General features: G+C 52.0%; 22 protein-coding genes. 12 read left to right on the top strand and 10 right to left on the bottom strand.

Annotation, left to right across the window (positions count from 1 at the left end):
- Window positions 1-73 precede the first annotated feature (73 nt).
- Both BLV87_RS05865 and BLV87_RS05860 read right to left on the bottom strand, forming a co-directional pair.
- Complete coding sequence (locus BLV87_RS05865; protein ID WP_093066366.1) at window positions 74-307, bottom strand: hypothetical protein; 234 nt, start codon at window positions 305-307, stop codon at window positions 74-76.
- A 56-nt stretch (window positions 308-363) separates the two neighbouring features.
- Window positions 364-1461, bottom strand: a complete 1098-nt coding sequence (locus BLV87_RS05860) for a hypothetical protein (protein ID WP_093066479.1) — start codon at window positions 1459-1461, stop codon at window positions 364-366.
- A gap of 218 nt (window positions 1462-1679) precedes the next feature.
- On the opposite strand from BLV87_RS05860, the gene BLV87_RS05855 reads away from it, so the two are divergent.
- From BLV87_RS05855 to BLV87_RS05840, 4 genes are all read left to right on the top strand, one after another.
- A complete protein-coding gene (locus tag BLV87_RS05855) occupies window positions 1680-2414 on the top strand; it encodes a glutathione peroxidase (protein ID WP_093066364.1) in 735 nt (244 codons plus the stop codon).
- Window positions 2415-2427: 13 nt separating this feature from the next.
- A complete protein-coding gene (gene gorA / locus BLV87_RS05850) occupies window positions 2428-3792 on the top strand; it encodes a glutathione-disulfide reductase (RefSeq protein WP_093066362.1) in 1365 nt (454 codons plus the stop codon).
- Window positions 3793-3868: 76 nt separating this feature from the next.
- Window positions 3869-4693 carry a transglycosylase SLT domain-containing protein gene (locus BLV87_RS05845; protein ID WP_093066360.1) on the top strand — a complete coding sequence of 275 codons (825 nt, stop codon included), beginning with the start codon at window positions 3869-3871 and terminating at the stop codon, window positions 4691-4693.
- Window positions 4690-5967 carry an MgtC/SapB family protein gene (locus BLV87_RS05840; protein WP_093066358.1) on the top strand — a complete coding sequence of 426 codons (1278 nt, stop codon included), beginning with the start codon at window positions 4690-4692 and terminating at the stop codon, window positions 5965-5967. Before BLV87_RS05845 ends, BLV87_RS05840 begins: the two co-directional genes overlap by 4 nt.
- Window positions 5968-5976: 9 nt before the next feature.
- Here BLV87_RS05840 and BLV87_RS05835 read toward each other — a convergent pair whose 3' ends face one another.
- The 6 genes from BLV87_RS05835 to BLV87_RS05810 all read right to left on the bottom strand — a co-directional run bounded on the left by BLV87_RS05835 (window position 5977) and on the right by BLV87_RS05810 (window position 9324).
- A complete protein-coding gene (locus BLV87_RS05835; RefSeq protein WP_093066356.1) occupies window positions 5977-7179 on the bottom strand; it encodes an exo-beta-N-acetylmuramidase NamZ family protein in 1203 nt (400 codons plus the stop codon).
- The gene (locus BLV87_RS05830) at window positions 7163-7720 is read right to left on the bottom strand and encodes a DOMON-like domain-containing protein (protein WP_093066354.1); all 558 of its coding nucleotides are present in this window, start codon (window positions 7718-7720) and stop codon (window positions 7163-7165) included. The genes BLV87_RS05835 and BLV87_RS05830 overlap by 17 nt, the downstream gene beginning before the upstream one ends.
- Window positions 7707-8141, bottom strand: coding sequence for a bacteriohemerythrin (locus BLV87_RS05825; protein ID WP_093066352.1), 435 nt, complete (start codon window positions 8139-8141; stop codon window positions 7707-7709). The genes BLV87_RS05830 and BLV87_RS05825 overlap by 14 nt, the downstream gene beginning before the upstream one ends.
- Before the next feature lie 138 nt (window positions 8142-8279).
- Window positions 8280-8522 (bottom strand): helix-turn-helix transcriptional regulator, encoded by a 243-nt coding sequence (locus tag BLV87_RS05820; protein WP_093066350.1) that lies wholly within the window; start codon window positions 8520-8522, stop codon window positions 8280-8282.
- A 68-nt stretch (window positions 8523-8590) separates the two neighbouring features.
- Entirely contained in the window at window positions 8591-9052 is a 462-nt protein-coding gene (locus BLV87_RS05815) for a type II toxin-antitoxin system VapC family toxin (protein WP_093066348.1), read from the bottom strand.
- Window positions 9043-9324, bottom strand: a complete 282-nt coding sequence (locus BLV87_RS05810) for a type II toxin-antitoxin system Phd/YefM family antitoxin (RefSeq protein ID WP_093066346.1) — start codon at window positions 9322-9324, stop codon at window positions 9043-9045. The genes BLV87_RS05815 and BLV87_RS05810 overlap by 10 nt, the downstream gene beginning before the upstream one ends.
- A gap of 279 nt (window positions 9325-9603) precedes the next feature.
- Here BLV87_RS05810 and BLV87_RS05805 point away from each other — a divergent pair, with 279 nt between their 5' ends.
- From BLV87_RS05805 to BLV87_RS05770, 8 genes are all read left to right on the top strand, one after another.
- Window positions 9604-10944 (top strand): Na(+)-translocating NADH-quinone reductase subunit A, encoded by a 1341-nt coding sequence (locus tag BLV87_RS05805; protein WP_093066344.1) that lies wholly within the window; start codon window positions 9604-9606, stop codon window positions 10942-10944.
- A 3-nt stretch (window positions 10945-10947) separates the two neighbouring features.
- Window positions 10948-12168 carry an NADH:ubiquinone reductase (Na(+)-transporting) subunit B gene (locus BLV87_RS05800; RefSeq protein WP_093066342.1) on the top strand — a complete coding sequence of 407 codons (1221 nt, stop codon included), beginning with the start codon at window positions 10948-10950 and terminating at the stop codon, window positions 12166-12168.
- Window positions 12165-12965, top strand: a complete 801-nt coding sequence (locus BLV87_RS05795) for a Na(+)-translocating NADH-quinone reductase subunit C (RefSeq protein ID WP_093066340.1) — start codon at window positions 12165-12167, stop codon at window positions 12963-12965. Before BLV87_RS05800 ends, BLV87_RS05795 begins: the two co-directional genes overlap by 4 nt.
- Window positions 12962-13624 (top strand): NADH:ubiquinone reductase (Na(+)-transporting) subunit D, encoded by a 663-nt coding sequence (locus BLV87_RS05790; protein ID WP_093066338.1) that lies wholly within the window; start codon window positions 12962-12964, stop codon window positions 13622-13624. The genes BLV87_RS05795 and BLV87_RS05790 overlap by 4 nt, the downstream gene beginning before the upstream one ends.
- A 1-nt stretch (window position 13625) precedes the next feature.
- Window positions 13626-14222 carry an NADH:ubiquinone reductase (Na(+)-transporting) subunit E gene (gene nqrE / locus BLV87_RS05785; RefSeq protein WP_093066336.1) on the top strand — a complete coding sequence of 199 codons (597 nt, stop codon included), beginning with the start codon at window positions 13626-13628 and terminating at the stop codon, window positions 14220-14222.
- A gap of 13 nt (window positions 14223-14235) precedes the next feature.
- The gene (gene nqrF / locus BLV87_RS05780; protein WP_093066334.1) at window positions 14236-15456 is read left to right on the top strand and encodes an NADH:ubiquinone reductase (Na(+)-transporting) subunit F; all 1221 of its coding nucleotides are present in this window, start codon (window positions 14236-14238) and stop codon (window positions 15454-15456) included.
- A gap of 188 nt (window positions 15457-15644) precedes the next feature.
- A complete protein-coding gene (nqrM, locus tag BLV87_RS05775; RefSeq protein ID WP_217629943.1) occupies window positions 15645-15878 on the top strand; it encodes a (Na+)-NQR maturation NqrM in 234 nt (77 codons plus the stop codon).
- Window positions 15875-16315: a CBS domain-containing protein gene (locus BLV87_RS05770; RefSeq protein ID WP_245706929.1), complete on the top strand. Its 441-nt coding sequence runs from the start codon at window positions 15875-15877 to the stop codon at window positions 16313-16315. Before nqrM ends, BLV87_RS05770 begins: the two co-directional genes overlap by 4 nt.
- Before the next feature lie 4 nt (window positions 16316-16319).
- On the opposite strand, the gene BLV87_RS05765 is transcribed toward BLV87_RS05770, so the two are convergent.
- Together BLV87_RS05765 and BLV87_RS05760 are read right to left on the bottom strand one after the other, a co-directional pair.
- Complete coding sequence (locus BLV87_RS05765; RefSeq protein ID WP_093066328.1) at window positions 16320-16883, bottom strand: rhomboid family intramembrane serine protease; 564 nt, start codon at window positions 16881-16883, stop codon at window positions 16320-16322.
- Complete coding sequence (locus BLV87_RS05760) at window positions 16880-17452, bottom strand: DUF1415 domain-containing protein (protein WP_093066326.1); 573 nt, start codon at window positions 17450-17452, stop codon at window positions 16880-16882. Before BLV87_RS05760 ends, BLV87_RS05765 begins: the two co-directional genes overlap by 4 nt.
- Between the last annotated feature and the right edge of the window lie 25 nt (window positions 17453-17477).

The following is a 17477-nucleotide window of genomic DNA, read 5'->3' as shown; positions in this document are numbered from 1 at the left end:
TAAGCAAGAAGCCACTAGTGGTCAATAAAAAAATATCTATTTATTAATAGATAAAGTTTTTTGTTGAAAATAATTAAGCCAGTGCACGGTAACGTTCCATCAACGTTTTGGTCACTTGTGACACCATCGACTGCGCTTCTGGATCAATTAATTCGTGGATAAAATCCAGCTCATCCAGTACCCGGTCAATCTTGTCACGGGTATCGTAGTTATCCAGTTCCCCCGCAATTTTTTGTAAGTGCTTGTAAGGGTTGTCGGCAATATTAGCAATGCCTTTCATACTGTCTTGTATAATACCGTCTTGCATAGCTCACTCCTCTTGTGATGGAAATTTAAGGTATTTAATTAAACCAATATAGCCGCTTACACAAGAACTGTCGCGGGCATTGGGGATATTTGTTGTTGTAACACCGCCGCTGCATCGCGTGCCCCCGTAGGCACAACGAATGGCTTATGCCAAGTTGTTTCGAGTAATGCGGTAATGTGCTTGCCGAAATCACCGGCTTGAATGGTGCGCCAATCGGTGAAACTGACTTCGCCGTGTTGCGTGTGCCAGTGGGGTAGATTGGGTTCTTCTGGCCAACCGTGACGGGTAATGCACAGGGTTGGCACTTGATTCACTACCGCTTCTGTTTGCGTGCCGTAGCCGGTTTTGGTCATGACAACATCACAAGACGCGAGTAAATCCACATAATCCAAGCCAAACAGCGAGGCCGGAATAAAATCAGCGCGTGCTTGTGTTAGTGCAGTATCGGGAAAAATCCAGCACACATCGGGTAACTGCGGCCAATGCGCTAAGGGGTATTCCATGCCCAAACCACCCAATGCGACCAGCACGAAACGGGTGTGAGCGGGCATCCCGGAAGCTTCCCTTAACCACTCAGGCTTACGCTGACCGATAGCAGCAATCGGTGCAATGGGGTGCGTATGCAGCATGGTGTGCATATCCATCGAAGGGGTGGGTTGCAAAAAGATCTCAGCTTGCGCATAGGCATGGAGGATTTGGTCGCGAATTTTGTCCGCGCCCGGTAATGCGTTGCAATAGCTGTGGAACACGTCTGCCCAGTTGAGGGAGCACAGCGCAATAGCGGGGGTTCCTAGCTCCCCAGCCGCATCCAAGCTCAAGTAGGGAACATTGGCAAACAGCAAGTCAGGTTGCAGTCTCTCTAGCTCAACGGCGGCCTGGGTTTTGCGGGTGGAATAGGTGGCGTGGAAATCCGCATACCAGCGCATACTGGCAGCAGCATCTACCCGCAGCGCATCGTGCATTAACATGCCTGTATCTTGTTGGTAAGGAATCAAGGTGAAGGGATGGCGAATACGTTCGCGCAGCACGGTTTCGGCAGCACTGGAGCGGATAGTGAAGCGGATGTTGCTGCCATCGAGTGCATTTAATACAGCAGCCGTTTGTGCTACATGACCGAAGCCGTGCGCAGTGATGTCGACGACAATGTGTTTCATGATGTGCCCTGTCATTGTAATCATTAGGTTGAGGCGCATGATAATTTGTCCGCATGGCGATGAACAGTATTGATCACCTTCATCGAATAAACAGAACATGATATTAGAAACAATCCATTATGAAATGTATTATGATCTGCTTATACTGTGCCCATTCCAATCAATTTTATAGATTGTTAAAGATTAGTTAAATTGTTTTTTCTCAGAAGGAGAATCCCATGTTTGAAAATAAAGAAGGCCAGCGCGTCCCTAACGTGACATTCCGTACCCGTCAAAATCATGAGTGGGTCGATGTCACGACTGACGACGTATTCAAGGGAAAAACTGTCATCGTGTTCTCACTGCCGGGTGCATTCACCCCGACTTGCTCTTCTACCCACGTGCCACGTTACAACCAGTTGGCAGATACCTTCAAAAAGCTGGGCGTAGATGAAATCGTTTGCATGTCGGTTAACGACACCTTTGTGATGAACGAGTGGAAAGTTGACCAGAAAGCCGACAAAATCACCTTCATTCCTGATGGCAACGGCGACTTCACGGATGGCATGGGTTTGCTGGTTGACAAAAACGACCTCGGTTTCGGCAAGCGTTCATGGCGTTATTCCATGCTGGTGAAAGATGGCGTGGTGGAAAAAATGTTCGTTGAGCCAAACAAACCGGGTGACCCGTTTGAAGTTTCCGATGCGGATACCATGCTGGCTTACATCGCACCGAATGCCAAAGCACCACTGGATGTTACCGTATTCACCCGTCAAGGTTGCCCATTCTGTGCGAAAGCCAAAGGCATGTTGCACGATGCAGAAATTGACTTTGACGAACTGGAATTGAACCGTGATTATACCAACCGCAGCCTGCGTGCTATCGCTGGTGTGGATATGGTTCCGCAAGTGTTCATTAACGGTGAACTGATTGGCGGTTCTGACAAATTGGAAGCTTGGTTGCAAGCACGCTAAGAAGGAGTAGGGCATGAGCCAACATTACGATTTAATCGCCATCGGCGCAGGCAGCGGTGGTTTGTCAGTGGTCGAAAAGGCTGCGAAACATGGCGCGAAGTGCGCAGTCGTGGAAGTCAATGATGACCTCGGCGGTACGTGCGTCAACCGTGGCTGCGTTCCCAAAAAAGTGATGTGGTTTGCTGCAAATCTGGCTCATGCCCAACACGACGCGCAAGATTACGGTTTTGCGACAACGCCCGGTAAATTGAACTGGGCAACGTTGGTCAACAAGCGCGATAACATGATCGGTGGCATTACCGATTGGTACATGGATAGCTTTTTGTCCGAAGCAGGCATTGACCTGATCCAGGGGCAAGCGCGTTTTGTTGATGCCAAGACGTTGGACGTCGGTGGTGAAACCTATACTGCTGACCACATTGTGATTTCCACGGGTGGTCGCCCGATTGTGCCAACGGATATTCCCGGTGCGGAATACGGCATCACCTCTGACGGCTTTTTTGAACTGGATGAACAGCCTGCGAAAGTCGCGGTTGTTGGCGGCGGTTACATTGCGCTGGAATTGGCCGGTGTGTTGAATGCACTTGGCTCAGAAACGCACATGTTGCACCAAGGTTTCCCCGTGTTGATCGGTTTCGATAGCCTGATGCAGAAAACGCTGCGCACGCAAATGGAACATGATGGCATTGTGTTCAACGACACGGCGAAAATTGCCAGTGTGGAAAAACAAGCCGACGGTAAACTTACCGTGAATTACACCGACGGCAGTGTGTTGGCTGATCTGGATCAGTTGTTGTGGGCGATTGGGCGCAAGACCAATACCGACGACATTGGTTTGGAAAACATCGGTCTGGCGCTTGCGCCCGGTGGTTTCATCGACGTAAACGAGTATCAGGAAACCAGCGTTCCCGGTGTTTACGCGATTGGTGACATTATCAATAAGCGCGGGGTGCAACTGACTCCGGTAGCAATTGCGGCTGGTCGTCGCCTCGGTGATCGTTTATTCGGTGGCATGAAAGACCGCAAGGTCGATTACAGCCTGATTCCAACCGTGATGTTCACGCATCCGCCGATTGGCACGATTGGTTTGTCGGAAGAAGCCGCACGGGAAAAATACGGCGATGCGGTGAAGGTGTACAGCACCGAATTCACCCCGATGTATTATTCCTTCGTCAAGCACAAAGCCAAAACCGCGATGAAGCTGGTCGTGGTGGGCGAAGACGAAAAGATCGTTGGTTGCCATGCCATTGGTTTGGGGGTAGATGAAATGATGCAAGGTTTCGCGGTTGCTATCCGCATGGGTGCAACCAAGCAGGACTTTGACGATACCATCGCGATTCACCCCGTTAGTGCCGAAGAAATGGTGACGATGAAATAAGCCAAAAATAATCCATGCAGAGGGAATGAGTCTCGCTAAAATAGGCTCATTCTTTCTTTTGCAAAATGGATTGTTTATGTCATCCTCAATACGGACTGTTATTGCCTTACTGCTATTCACAATCCTTTCGCTGAATGCCACTTCACAGGCGGAAACCCCCGCATGGCACAAAGTGGCCTACCAAGTACCCGCCGAATCTTCCATCGGACAGCTGGCGGATAAGCATTACGATTTGTTCGCGTTTTTTCTGAGCAATGCATTGCATGGCGAAGGTAAAACCACGTTCTTGCAGGTAGCAGAACACGTGCGCAACAAAATTCAGTGGCGTGATGATAACGGTCACAATGATTACTTGGATGCCTTTGTCCGCTCGTATCCGTTTGCGAAAAACGTCGATTTGCAGGGAATGCCGGATAGCATTTTGCTGATTGCATATCTGGAATCGCAGTGGCATGGCAAAAAAGGTAGAAAATCCGCCGATTACGGTTACTGGCAATTGACCCCAGAGGTGTTGAAAGAAATTCAGACCTTGGATTATATCAGCGACAAGCTAAAAACCACGGGCATCAACAAATTACGCTCGGATGCCACCTTGAGTACCCAAGCGGCACAAGCCCATTTACACCGCTACCATTTCTATTTTGCGAAGGTGGCGGGGTTCGCGGAAAGCGATGCGTGGCTGCTGACGTTTACTGCGTATAACTGGGGAGCTGGCAATGTCAAACGCTTGTTGGCTGACATGGAAAGGCGTGGGGTGGCGTTGAGTTTTGCCAATTTTTACCAAGCTCTCCATGCACAACACCTTGAACAGCCGGGTGATAGATCGCTGAAAGCAGCAGTGGAATACGTGCCAAGTTTGTGGAATATCGCACAACTGATCAAGGCTGAGCATTCACGATGAGCGCCAATCCGATTATTTTTTATCACCTTGCGATTGCCTTGGGTATTGGTTTGTTGATTGGGGTGGAACGTGGTTGGCAACAGCGTGATGCCAGCGAGGGTAAGCGCGTTGCGGGAGTACGTACTTACGGTTTGCTGGGGTTGCTGGGTGGTTGTACCGCATTGCTAGGGACGCAATTGGGTACGGTAGCGATTGGTTTAATCTTTGTTGGCGTTGCACTGGCCTTGGCGCTTACTTACGGCGTTAATTTGCGTGAAAATCAAGGTAAAGATGTCAGTATCACCAGTCTGGTGGCGGGTTTGCTGGTGTTTGTGTTTGGGCTACTGGCGGTTGGCGGCAGGGAAGAAGAGGCCGTGGCGGCGGGTGTCGTGACCATGGCGCTGTTAGCTTACAAGCCGCAATTGCACCGCTGGGTACAGGCGTTGGAAGAAAGCGAGTTGCGGGCGGTCACTAAGCTGTTGTTAATGTCCGCCGTGATTTTGCCAATTTTGCCGCATCAAGGCTTTGGGCCTTGGCAGGCGTTAAACCCTTATGAACTGTGGTGGATGGTGGTGTTGATTGCTGCCATTTCCTTCATGGGTTACTTTGCGCTGAAATTGGGGGGGGCACGCAAGGGGGCATTACTGACGGGTTTACTCGGTGGGTTAGTGTCATCGACGGCTTTAACCTTAAGTTTTTCGCGGCTTGCAAAGCAAGAGGTTGCATTGGTGCCGGTCTTAGCAACGGGAATTTTGCTGGCTTGTGGCACGATGTTTCCGCGCATGTTGTTAGTGGCGAGTCTGATTAACTCTCTGATATTTGATTTATTGTGGTTGCCGGTTGTGTTGATGGCGGTGCTGACCTATGTGCCTGCTTTGCTGTATTGGTTTACGGGGAAAGGCCAACAGGCTGAACCACGGGTGCATTTGAGTAATCCGTTGGAATTGCGCACGGCCTTCTTGTTTGGGGTATTGCTGGCAGCGATCATGTTGCTGGGCAAGGCACTGCAAGATTGGGTCGGGGCAATGGGCGTGCTGCTGTTGGCCGCTGCATCAGGAGTGGCGGATGTGGATGCGATCACCCTGTCATTGTCACGCATGAGTTTAAACGGCTTAACTGCGTCCACGGCGGTGTTTGGTATTGTGTTGGCTGCGGCAGTTAATTCTTTGGTGAAAGCTGGGATGGCTCTCAGTATTGGAGGATGGGGTGTGGGTTTACGGGTAGGTATTCCGCTGTTGTTGGCTGCCGCCACAGGGATGACGGTGGCTTGGTATCAGTGGGCAGTTGCGGTATAGCTTGGGTTATTAGTACAGCAGGAACGGTTCACGCTGTTTGAGCCACGCCTGTTCGTCGGGCAGGGTGAGCGCATCCAAATCCGCTGGGGTGGCTTGCGGGTCATCCACCCATTCGCGTAACAGTGGTGAACCGTTGATCACATCAATCGCGAGTTTGCCGAATTCATATTCGTAGGGGAAATCCCGCCACAGCGGGTAGTTGGGGTACAACTGGCGAATCGCTTTGAACGCCAAGGCTTGCACGCGCCAAGGGCGGAACGCGGCGTGGTCGTAATGCAGTGCTTCAACGTGGATTTGCACCCCCGCACACAGTTTGCCCGCGTGTTTGTGAAAGGTGGGTTCAAACCAGCATTCGCGCAGGATACAGCCCTGTAACCAGTGTGGGGCAAGCGCTTGCATGGTTTGGATAACTGCTCGTGCATCCATATCCGGTGCGCCGAAGAGTTCTAACGGGCGGGTCGTACCGCGTCCTTCCGAGAGGGTTGTGCCTTCCAGCATGACGGTTCCGGCGTAACAACGCGCCATCGACAGGTTCGGGGCGTTGGGGCTGGGGTTGATCCATTCGCGTTCACCCAAGGGCCAGCCGTAGCCCGGTGCTTGCTTGGGTTGCCAGCCTTCCATGCCGATCACGCGGTATTCGAGCGTTAGCTTGAGTTCGCGGATAAACCATAAGCCCAGTTCGCCCATCGTTAAGCCGTGACGCATCGGCATTGCGCCTGCGCCGACGAAACTTTCCCAGCCGGTGCGCAAGGTTAAGCCTTCCACGGGGCGACCGGCAGGGTTGGGGCGGTCGAGTACCCACACGCTTTTGCCGTGTTGTTCGGCAGCTTCCAGCACATAGCGCAGGGTGGTGATGAAGGTGTAAATACGGCAACCCAAATCCTGCAAATCCACCAGCAAGACGTCAAAGGTATCCATCATCGCGGGTGTAGGGCGGCGCACTTCCCCGTACAGGCTGAAAATCGGAATGCCGTGTTGCGGGTCAATGACATCGGGCGATTCCATCATATTGTCTTGCTTGTCGCCTTTAATGCCGTGTTGCGGGCCGAAGGCGGCGCTGAGGTGAATGTCCGGCAACGTGGCGAGTGCATCAAGCGAATGGGTCAAGTCGGCGGTGGCGGAGGCAGGGTGTGCGAGCAGGGCAACCCGTTTGCCATGCAAGGGCGCACGCAGGCTGGCATCGTTTAGAAAGCGGTCAAGACCAAATTGCATGTACAAATCCGTCATTATGGTGGAAGTCCGGGCGTGTGGCGGGATGCTGCAATGCCCAGTAGGACTTTTCGCCGCTGGTGGTTTCCAGCACCGCCGTTATCCCCAGTTGCCAAGGCTGTTGGGTGCAATTGTCGGGTAAATCAGCGCTGGCAAGCAAGGCTTCCAACACGAATTCATTGCCGCGTACTGCGGTACTGATCACGGGCGGCTGTTGCGCTTGCCATGCCAGCCGTTCCCGGTAAGCCCTGAATGCATACGCTGCCCATTGGCTCGAAGGCGAAAAGTTGAACTCATGATAACGGTTTTCACCCAACACGCGAATGAATGTTTCAAAGCAGGTGTGTTCCCACAAGCCATCGGTGGCGGTCGGGGCTTGCGGTCGGGGAATGTTGAGTGCGGCGAGTGTGCCGCTGAGAGTGTAACGCAGGTGCAAGCCGCCATCGGTGGGTGTTACTTGTACCTGCAACGCATCGACCACAGGGCAGAGGGTGCTGGGGTGGCAATGCAGGCTTAGCACGGTGGGTAACTCAGGCGAATTCAAGCACGCCGCCTTTGTCCTGATGCATTTTTAGGAAACGCGCGGTGATCATGTCCATCGTCGCAATGTGTTGTTGTAACCAAGCGGGCAATTCGGTTTCGAGGTAATGGCGCAAGGCGGGCAGGTCGCGAGTGGTTTTCCAGTGGTCGAACGCGCTGGTCATGGCGCTGAGGGCGAGGTCGTGTTCGTCTTTGTGTACCGGGTAAGGGCGGAATTCGATGATCAGCATATTGTGGTTTTCTTGCTCGAAATGCGCGGTGGTGTGCTGGAGCAGTGTGTCGAGTTGTGCGTCGATGGTGGCGGTATCCGGCGTTGTCTGTGCCAGCAAGGTGTAGAGTTCGTTGAGCATGACCCGCTCTTCTTCGTGGAGTTGGGTCATGGCGGGGATTTCCTGTGGTATGAAAGCGTTGTCAGCAATGTGCATGGTGAGGTTGTTCCTGAGTGAAGATGGCTGCAAAGTGTGCGGCGGGGATAGGGGAATTTCAATTATCCTTGTTGGTGGGCTTGGTTTTTAGCAATGTACATTACTGGTTGCGAACCGTGTCCGGTGTAAACGTCGACTTCAGCCACGTTGTTGTGCCTTTAAATCGTCGAGCGTGGGCAAGCCTACATCCTTGGTGGTGAGGGTTTTGCCCAGCACCATTAATACCCGCTCGACTTTGCGGATGCCAAGGTCGTTGAAATCGTTGCGTTCGAGTGCGCCGATGGTGGTGCGGTCGAGATGGCACAGGTCTGCCAGTTGCTGTTGGCTCCAGCCGCGTGCTTTGCGGGCGGAGCGGATGGTTTCACCGATGGCTGCTAACATGATGGTTATACTCATCAAAATAGGAGTTTTTAGAATTATTGATGAATATTTACATCTTTTCAAGCGTGTTAAGAACTTTGGCTGTAGCTGGCTTGATCTTCGTGAATCGTATTCCCCTGCAACGCATACGGACTGACAAGCCTCACACCAGGAACGCCCTTGAAATCATCAACATTGGTAGTCAGGATGCTATAACCCTGCACCAACGCCGTCGCCGCAATTTGCAGGTCATGCACATTCAAATTACTACGCCGCTGTTGCCCCAAGGCTTGCGCATACAACTCAGCGTAGGTGCGTGCTACCTCGGTATCAAAATCCAGTACCGGAATGCTATTGAGGATGCTTTCGGCGTAGGCGTGCCGGTGCATGTATTCCTCCGGGGTTTTGGCAAGCTTAACCCCAGTAAGCAGTTCTGATACCGTGATTGCCGGAATAAACACCGGCTCGGTTTGCAACACCGGGATTGCTCCCAATTCCAGCCGCCCATTTTCAGCGTCAATGAAAACATTGGTGTCGATGATCAATCCCATGCTGATGTCGGCAACGTTGCCGCCTCACGGATGGTGCGCAGGTCTTGGCTGAAGGCGCGTTTTTCTTCCTGACTGAGGCTATGGCGTTTCAACAACCTGTCCAAATCTGCCAAAGTTGCGCCATTGCTGATCACGGGAACAAGCTGCGCAACGTCTTGATTGCCGCGTGTAATGATCAGACGAGAGCGGGATACGCGCACCTGATCAATGGCGGAAGCGAGATTCCGCGCCAGTTCGGTGGCGGAAATCCGAGGGGTGAGCAGGTTTGCCATTGTGTTACCTCAACTACTTATTATTTGTATTATACATAAAATATGTATTTTAACGAGTGGGAATAATGTTCTTGCTCATGCCACTATTCAGCGCACACCTACCCGTCATGGTGCAACCCCGCACCATTAAAGTGCTGACACTATTTACGAAAAACCCCAAAAAACCGCATTATTTCCCATGTGCGCTTGCAACATTGTCGACATTTATTGATAATCCACCGCTTCTAGCGTCTGCTTAGGGTGCGGGCGCATTTCCCCTCAAGAGCGTTGTTGCAGCACATGAAAATCACAAAAGGTCTGGATTTGCCCATTACGGGTAAGCCGGAACAAGCGGTTTATGCACACCCTGCCCCCCAGACGGTTGCCGTGTTGGGGCGTGACTTCCACGACTTGCGCCCTGCTTTGCAAGTTCAGGAAGGGGATCGGGTAAAACGTGGACAAGTTCTGTTCACTGACCGCAAGAGTCCGGGCGTTAATTTCACTTCACCGGGCGGCGGTGTCATCAAAGCGATCAACCGTGGCGCGAAGCGGGTGCTGAACTCGGTCGTCATTCAGTTGGATGCGCAGGAAGAGGCCGTCAGTTTCCCCGCTTATTCCCCTGAGCAATTGTCGACACTGGATGCCGATACCATCCGCCAGCAATTGCTGGATTCCGGACAGTGGATTGCGTTCCGTACCCGGCCTTATAGCAAAGTCCCTAAAGCGGACAGCATTCCCACCTCTATTTTCGTGACCGCGATTGATACCTACGCGATGGCAGCCGACCCCTTGATCGTGATTAACGAACAGGCAGAAGCGTTTCGCAGTGGCTTGCAAGTCATTGCCAAACTCGCGCCACAGGTGTTTGTTAATCATGCAGAAGGGGCGACGATACCACGTGTTGAAGCCAACCATATCCGTTACAACGGTTGGTCGGGGCCGCACCCGGCGGGTTTACCCGGTACGCACATCCATTTTCTTGATCCGGTCAGCGAACACAAAACCGTGTGGCACATCGGCTATCAGGATGTGATTGCGATTGGCAAGCTCTTCACCACCGGCACGCTGTATGTGGAACGCATTATTTCGCTGGCAGGCCCGACGGTACTAAAGCCGCGCTTGCTGCGTACCCGTTTGGGCGCAAGCACCGACGATATTGTGGAAGGGCAACTCGATTGCCAGCAATGCCGCGTGATTGCCGGTTCCTTGCTGGCGGGTTTCCGCGCAGCGGGCTGGAGTGCGTATCTGGGGCGTTACACCGTGCAAGTGGCGGTGATTGCCGAAGGGCAGCCGCGTTTGTTCCTGCATTGGTTGAACCCGTTGCTCAAGCAGTTTTCCATCCTCAATGTGTTTTTGCGCCCGGATGTGCGGCACGCCAGTTTTGCGATGACGACCACGCAACACGGTAGCCACCGTGCGATGGTGCCGATTGGCAATTACGAGGAAATCATGCCGCTGGATATTTTGCCGACGCAATTGCTGCGTTCCTTGCTGGTACGCGACACGGTAATGGCGCAACAACTCGGCGCGTTGGAACTTGATGAAGATGACCTCGCCCTGTGTACTTTCGTGTGTCACAGCAAATACGAATACGGCCCCGCGTTACGCGACTGCCTGCGAATGCTGGAAAAGGGGGAATAAGCGATGACGGATAAATTACGCCGCCTGCTCGACAAGGTTGAGCCGAAATTTACTAAAGGCGGCAAATATCACAAGTATTACGGCCTGTTTGAAATGGTCGATACGCTGCTGTACAGCCCACCGAACCGCACCATCGGCGCACCGCATGTGCGCGACGCGCTCGATCTGAAACGGGTAATGGGTTATGTGTGGCTGGCAACCTTCCCCGTGATGTTTATGGCGTGTTTCAACACCGGCTATCAGGCGAATCTGGCGATGCAAGGCATGGGGCTGGAACACGCGGAAGGCTGGCGTGGCACGATCATGGATATGATTGGCTACGACCCAAAAAGCTTTTTCGATAATTTTTTCCACGGCTTTTTGTATTTCCTGCCCATTTACATGACCACGTTTATTGTGGGCGGGATGGCGGAGGTGGTGTTCGCGCTGGTGCGTGGGCATGAAGTCAACGAAGGTTTCTTTGTGACTTCCATTCTGTACTCGCTGGTGTTACCTCCCGATATTCCGTTATGGATGGTGGGAATGGGTATTTTGTTCGGGGTGATTATTGGCAAGGAGGTATTCGGCGGTACGGGTAAAAATTTCATCAACCCGGCACTGGCAGGGCGGGCATTCCTGTTCTTTGCGTACCCCGCGTTTATGTCCGGCGATGCAGTGTGGGTCGCGGTTGATGGTTATTCCGGTGCAACCACGTTGTCTGCGGCAGCAGCGGGTGGAATGCAGGCGGTAACGGTGAGCTGGTGGGATGCCTTTATCGGGTTTGAACCCGGTTCTTTGGGTGAAACCTCCACATTGGCAATCCTGATTGGCGGGGCATTTTTGCTGTTCACCAAGATTGCGAGTTGGCGGATTGTGTCGGGTGTGATGTTCGGCATGGTCATGATGACAATTTTGCTGAATACCATCGGTAGCGATACCAACCCAATGTTTGCCATGCCTTGGTATTGGCATTTGGTCACGGGCGGCTTTGCGTTCGGGATGATTTTCATGGCAACTGATCCGGTGACAGCGGCGCATACCGATACCGGACGTTGGTGGTATGGCGTGCTGATTGGGGTGATGGTCATCCTGATTCGCGTGGTGAATCCGGCGTTCCCCGAAGGCATGATGCTGGCAATTTTGTTTGCGAATATGTTCGCGCCGCTGATGGATTACGGGGTGATGAAAGCTAACATCAAACGCCGCCTGAAGCGTCAAGCAGCCAATGCGGGGGCTAAATCATGAAACTCGTGCGTCAATTTTTAGACTTACCCAATGACAGCAAAGTGAAAACCTACGGGGTAGCGTTATTGCTGTGTCTGGTGTGTTCGGTCGCCGTTTCCGCTGCTGCCGTGGCTTTGAAGCCGGTGCAGGACGAAAACAAGTTGCTGGACAAGAAAAAGAACATTCTGCAAATCGCTGGGTTAGCCAAACCGGGGCAATCGGTGGAAGACGCCTTCAAACAGGTGGAAGCCAAAGTGGTTGACCTGCAAACCGGCGCATACGTGGAAGGGATTGATGCCAACACCTTCGATGCGCGTGCCGCCTCGGTTGACCCCAAACAAAACCTGGTGCTGACGAAGGAGCAAGACATTGCGTCCATCAAACGCCGCGCCAAATATGCCACAGTTTATTTGGTGAAAGATCCGCAAGGTCAGGTGCAGAAAATTATCCTGCCGATCTATGGCTACGGTTTGTGGTCAACCCTGTACGGTTTTGTCGCGCTGAAAGGCGATGCCAATACCGTAGTCGGTTTGGGTTTCTATGAACACGCCGAAACGCCGGGCTTGGGTGGCGAAGTCGATAATCCGCAGTGGAAGGACAAGTGGCCGGGCAAGCAGGTATTTGATGCCAACGGTAACGTTGCTATCCGTGTCACCAAGATGGCAGCGACGGAAGGCGAAAAAGCCACGCACGAAATTGATGCTCTTTCCGGTGCCACGCTTACCAGCAACGGTGTCAATAACCTCGTTAAATTCTGGATGGGTGCTGACGGTTTTGGCCCCTATCTGCAAAAATTCCGTAAGGGAGGTGGCGCATGAAATCTGAAACCAGCAAGGTTATTACGACCCCTTTGGTCGCCAATAACCCGATTACCCTACAAATCCTCGGCATCTGTTCCGCCTTGGCTGTCACCAGCTCACTGAAAACGGCGTTGTTGATGGCGGTCGCGCTGACCACGGTGACGGCGTTTTCCAATGCTTCTATCAGTGCCATCCGCAACCACATTCCCAGCAGTATCCGCATTATTGTGCAGATGACCATTATTGCGTCACTGGTTATTGTGGTGGATCAGTTGATGAAGGCGTATGCGTTTAGCACTGCCAAGCAATTGTCGGTATTCGTCGGTTTGATCATCACTAACTGTATCGTCATGGGGCGGGCAGAGGCTTACGCTATGCAAAATCCGCCGGGGATGAGTTTCCTTGACGGGATTGGCAATGGTCTGGGTTACAGCCTGATACTGATTATTGTGGCAGTCATCCGCGAATTGTCTGGTTCAGGGTCACTGTTGGGGTATGAAATTTTTACTCTGGTCAAAAACGGTGGGTGGTACGAACCCAACGGCTTGATGCTATTGCCGCCGAGTGCGTTCTTTATCATCGGTATGTTGATTTGGGTTATCCGCACCCGATACCCAGAACAGTGCGAAGTCCACGACTTCAAGATTCATGAGAAACACGGTCTGGGGAATCGCTGATATGGAAGCCATGTTAAGTCTGTTTATCAAAGCCGTGTTCATTGAGAACATGGCGCTCACCTTCTTTTTGGGGATGTGTACCTTCATCGCCATTTCCAAAAAGATTGAAACGGCGGTGGGGCTGGGGATTGCGGTGGTGATTGTGCAAGCGATTACCGTACCTGCCAACAACCTGATCCTCAATGTCTTTTTGAAAGACAGTGCCTTATTGCAAGGTGTCGATCTGCGTTTTTTGGGCTTGATCAGCTACATCGCGGTGATTGCGGCGATAGTACAGGTGCTGGAAATGGTACTGGATAAATTCGTGCCATCGCTGTACCAAGCCTTGGGGGTATTCCTGCCACTGATTACGGTTAACTGCGCGATTTTGGGCGGGGCGTTATTCATGGTGGAACGCGATTACACCTTTGCTGAAAGCGTGGTCTACGGTTTCGGCAGCGGTTTTAGCTGGATGTTGGCCATTGTGGTGCTGGCGGGTGTACGCGAACGCCTGAAATACAGCGATGTCCCCGCCGGTTTACAAGGGTTGGGGATAATTTTTATTACAGTCGGACTGATGTCGTTGGGCTTTATGTCCTTCTCCGGCATTCAGTTATAAGGGGTAACACGCAATGACAACCGTTATTTTGGGCGTAGCCCTGTTTACCCTAATGATTATTGGCTTGGTGTACGGCATTTTGTTTGCGCGTTCCAAACTGGTGGCAACGGGCGATATTCGCATTCTGGTGAATGGTGAAAAAGAACTGATCGTGAAACCCGGCACGAAATTGCTGGGCGCATTGGCGGAAAAAGGCTTGTTCGTGTCGTCTGCCTGCGGTGGTGGTGGTACGTGTGCGCAATGCCGCGTAAAAGTGCTGGAAGGCGGCGGTACGTTACTGGCGACCGAAGAAGGCCACATTAACCGCCGTCAAGCAGCCGAAGGCGAGCGTTTAGCCTGCCAAGTCGCTGTCAAGCAAGACATGAAAATCGAAGTGCCAGAAGACGTATTCGGCGTGAAAAAGTGGGAATGCACCGTGCGTTCCAACGACAATAAAGCCACTTTTATCAAGGAATTGGTGGTGGAATTGCCGAAGGGCGAAAAAATCGACTTCCGTGCCGGGGGGTATATTCAGATCGAATGCCCGCCGCACGATTTGAAGTATTCCAGCTTTGATATTCCACCCAAGTTCCGCGACGATTGGGACAAATACAAGCTGTGGGATATTGAATCGCACGTCGAAGAACCGGTATTGCGTGCCTATTCCATGGCAAGTTACCCCGAAGAAGACGACATTGTGATGCTCAATGTGCGCATTGCGACCCCGCCACCGGGTAAGAATGATCTGCCACCGGGCAAAATGTCATCGTTCATTTTCAACCTCAAACCGGGCGATAAAGTCACGGTTTCCGGGCCTTACGGTGAATTCTTTGCACGTAAGACGGATAATGAAATGGTATTTATCGGCGGTGGTGCGGGCATGGCACCGATGCGTTCGCACATTTACGACCAGTTACGTCGCTTGAAGAGCAAGCGCAAAATGTCGTTCTGGTACGGGGCAAGAAGTTTGCGGGAAGCGTTTTACGTGGATGAATTTGACACGTTAGCAGCAGAAAACACGAACTTTACCTGGCACATGGGCTTATCGGAACCGCAGCCGGAAGATAATTGGACGGGGTATGTCGGATTTATTCACGATGTGCTTTATAAAAATTATTTGAAAGATCATGCTGCACCGGAAGAGTGCGAATATTATTTGTGTGGGCCACCCATGATGAATGCCGCTGTCGTCAGAATGTTATTGGATATTGGGGTAGAACGCGAAAATATTTTACTGGATGATTTTGGTGGCTAACGCTATTTCAATTCAAGTAATTGATTATTATCGGAAAGAGCGGGGTGGACATCCACCCCGAACCGCTAGGAGGAAATGGGTTAGTTGCCTAACCCAAGGTAATAGTAGCGTAAAATTCATGAACGTGAAATGTTTTTGCAGTGCAGCATGATAATATTCGGAATTACTAAGATTAACGGTAAATAATCGTGAAAATTTTTCTATTAACGTTTCTTATTTTCGGGTTGGCAATTATTGGTTTAGCTTTGGGCTGGATTTTAAATCAGCGCAGCCTGAAAGGCAGTTGTGGTGGTTTAGCGGCGATTCCGGGTATAGAAAAAAGTGACTGTTCCTGTTCTAATCCTTGTGAGAAACGCAAACAAAAAATGGCACAAGAACAACGCGAAGCCGTCTTAAAACGGCAGGATATTTTAAAATCTTGAATAAGCTGGAGGAGTCGATTATGGCGGATGTTTCATTGTCGGTGCGTCATTACATGTCAAACCGTCTCGCGACCCTGTATGAGCGACAGGATATTCGCGAAGCCGTGAAGGTGTTTACCGAGCGCAACCTGTTTGGTGGCGCGGTGTTGGATAATTTGGGTAATCTAGTGGGGATTTTATCCGTTACTGACTGCATTGATGTGGCATTGCGTTCTGGCTACCATTCCGGCTGGCGCGGTACGGTGGGTGAACGGATGTCACGGGATGTGCGCACCGTGGATGCGGAAGACAGCATTCTCGATGTGGCTAAAATGTTCATGGATGACCATTACCGCCGTTACCCGGTGGTGGATGATAACCGCGTGGTGGGGGTGATCACGCGCTTGGATGTGCTGAAAGCCTTACGCACCATTGGTGATTCCGGCTTTCCAGTGTAAGCACTTAGGCGGCTGGGGTTTTGCGTACCAAGAGCCATGCCACCAAGCCGCCCGCGATACCACCAAGTAAATGCCCATCCCACGATACACCGGCTTGCCAAGGCAAGATGCCCGTGAGCAAGGTTGTGCCGTAAGTGAATGCCACAAAAGCACTGACGAGTAGTGGCACAACGCGCCGTTCTAATGCGCCGGATACGATCAGGAACACCGCCAGCCCAAACACCAGCCCGCTGGTACCGATATGCAGCGAATGCCCGCGCCCAAACACCCACAGCAATACGCCACCCACGATCGTGACCAGTGCCACCGCCGCGCGTGAATCGGTGCGCGAACCTGCCAGTAAGGTCAGCAATACCGCCAGCGGCACAGTGTTGTTCAGCAAATGTGTAAAGTTGGAATGCAGGAACGGCATGGTCACAATACCGATCAAGCCGCCTAAGTCTCGCGGAATCAGCCCCAAACGCTCCAATGGTAGAATACGATCCAACAGAAATACGCCCCAAAGGGTGGCGATAAACAAGAGAACTAGCGGTAATTCTTCGCGGATACGGTGGATGTGGCTTTTCATTCAGGCTCTTTTTTGGTTTGCAGACAGGTTTCCAACACCTGACGGTGGTGTGCCGTTCCCAACGCGTTCATGGTTTCAATATTGCGTTCAGGAATGGCATCGACATCAGGATAACTGTCAACGGCTTGCGCTAGGCTGTCTTCGCGGATTAAGTGCAGCATTGGCCAGGGTGAGCGGTTGGTGTAGTTTTCTGCGTCGTTCGGGCGCGTGCCTTCAAACTGGTAATCGGGGTGGAAGCTGGCGACCTGGAATTCACCTGCAAAGCCGCTGTCTTCCAGCAGCGCATCGACCAGATCAAGAAAGTCGTTATAATCGAGAAAATCTTCCAGCGTGCCGGGGTGAATCAGCAGGGTGGTTTCGACTTCACTTGCCGGTGTTGCACGAAGTTGTTCCAGTTCGTGCTGCAAGTCTTCCAGCAAAAATTCGGGGCGGGCGGAATCAGTCACTACGTAGCGGATTTGCCCGCCTTTGAACGGCTTGTGGGCAAACGGACACAGGTTGTGCTTGAGGACAACGTTTTCCAGCCAGCAGCGGGTTTGGGCAATGTAGGTGGCGTTGGGGTATTGCATGGCGTCTTGGTTATGATGATCAGAT

Origin of the sequence: Thiothrix caldifontis (genome assembly GCF_900107695.1) — a bacterium.
Taxonomy (GTDB): Bacteria; Pseudomonadota; Gammaproteobacteria; order Thiotrichales; family Thiotrichaceae; genus Thiothrix; species Thiothrix caldifontis.
This window is presented reverse-complemented; position numbering and strand designations above follow the sequence as displayed.

What these genes read in the sequence shown, in the direction of transcription:
- BLV87_RS05865 (WP_093066366.1), bottom strand. Translation starts at nt 307, where the DNA reads ATGCAAGACGGTATTATACAAGACAGTATGAAAGGCATTGCTAATATT.
- BLV87_RS05860 (WP_093066479.1), bottom strand. Translation starts at nt 1,461, where the DNA reads ATGAAACACATTGTCGTCGACATCACTGCGCACGGCTTCGGTCATGTA.
- BLV87_RS05855 (WP_093066364.1), top strand. Translation starts at nt 1,680, where the DNA reads ATGTTTGAAAATAAAGAAGGCCAGCGCGTCCCTAACGTGACATTCCGT.
- gorA (WP_093066362.1), top strand. Translation starts at nt 2,428, where the DNA reads ATGAGCCAACATTACGATTTAATCGCCATCGGCGCAGGCAGCGGTGGT.
- BLV87_RS05845 (WP_093066360.1), top strand. Translation starts at nt 3,869, where the DNA reads ATGTCATCCTCAATACGGACTGTTATTGCCTTACTGCTATTCACAATC.
- BLV87_RS05840 (WP_093066358.1), top strand. Translation starts at nt 4,690, where the DNA reads ATGAGCGCCAATCCGATTATTTTTTATCACCTTGCGATTGCCTTGGGT.
- BLV87_RS05835 (WP_093066356.1), bottom strand. Translation starts at nt 7,179, where the DNA reads ATGCAATTTGGTCTTGACCGCTTTCTAAACGATGCCAGCCTGCGTGCG.
- BLV87_RS05825 (WP_093066352.1), bottom strand. Translation starts at nt 8,141, where the DNA reads ATGCACATTGCTGACAACGCTTTCATACCACAGGAAATCCCCGCCATG.
- BLV87_RS05820 (WP_093066350.1), bottom strand. Translation starts at nt 8,522, where the DNA reads ATGTTAGCAGCCATCGGTGAAACCATCCGCTCCGCCCGCAAAGCACGC.
- BLV87_RS05815 (WP_093066348.1), bottom strand. Translation starts at nt 9,052, where the DNA reads ATGGGATTGATCATCGACACCAATGTTTTCATTGACGCTGAAAATGGG.
- BLV87_RS05810 (WP_093066346.1), bottom strand. Translation starts at nt 9,324, where the DNA reads ATGGCAAACCTGCTCACCCCTCGGATTTCCGCCACCGAACTGGCGCGG.
- BLV87_RS05805 (WP_093066344.1), top strand. Translation starts at nt 9,604, where the DNA reads ATGAAAATCACAAAAGGTCTGGATTTGCCCATTACGGGTAAGCCGGAA.
- BLV87_RS05800 (WP_093066342.1), top strand. Translation starts at nt 10,948, where the DNA reads ATGACGGATAAATTACGCCGCCTGCTCGACAAGGTTGAGCCGAAATTT.
- BLV87_RS05795 (WP_093066340.1), top strand. Translation starts at nt 12,165, where the DNA reads ATGAAACTCGTGCGTCAATTTTTAGACTTACCCAATGACAGCAAAGTG.
- BLV87_RS05790 (WP_093066338.1), top strand. Translation starts at nt 12,962, where the DNA reads ATGAAATCTGAAACCAGCAAGGTTATTACGACCCCTTTGGTCGCCAAT.
- nqrE (WP_093066336.1), top strand. Translation starts at nt 13,626, where the DNA reads ATGGAAGCCATGTTAAGTCTGTTTATCAAAGCCGTGTTCATTGAGAAC.
- nqrF (WP_093066334.1), top strand. Translation starts at nt 14,236, where the DNA reads ATGACAACCGTTATTTTGGGCGTAGCCCTGTTTACCCTAATGATTATT.
- BLV87_RS05765 (WP_093066328.1), bottom strand. Translation starts at nt 16,883, where the DNA reads ATGAAAAGCCACATCCACCGTATCCGCGAAGAATTACCGCTAGTTCTC.
- BLV87_RS05760 (WP_093066326.1), bottom strand. Translation starts at nt 17,452, where the DNA reads ATGCAATACCCCAACGCCACCTACATTGCCCAAACCCGCTGCTGGCTG.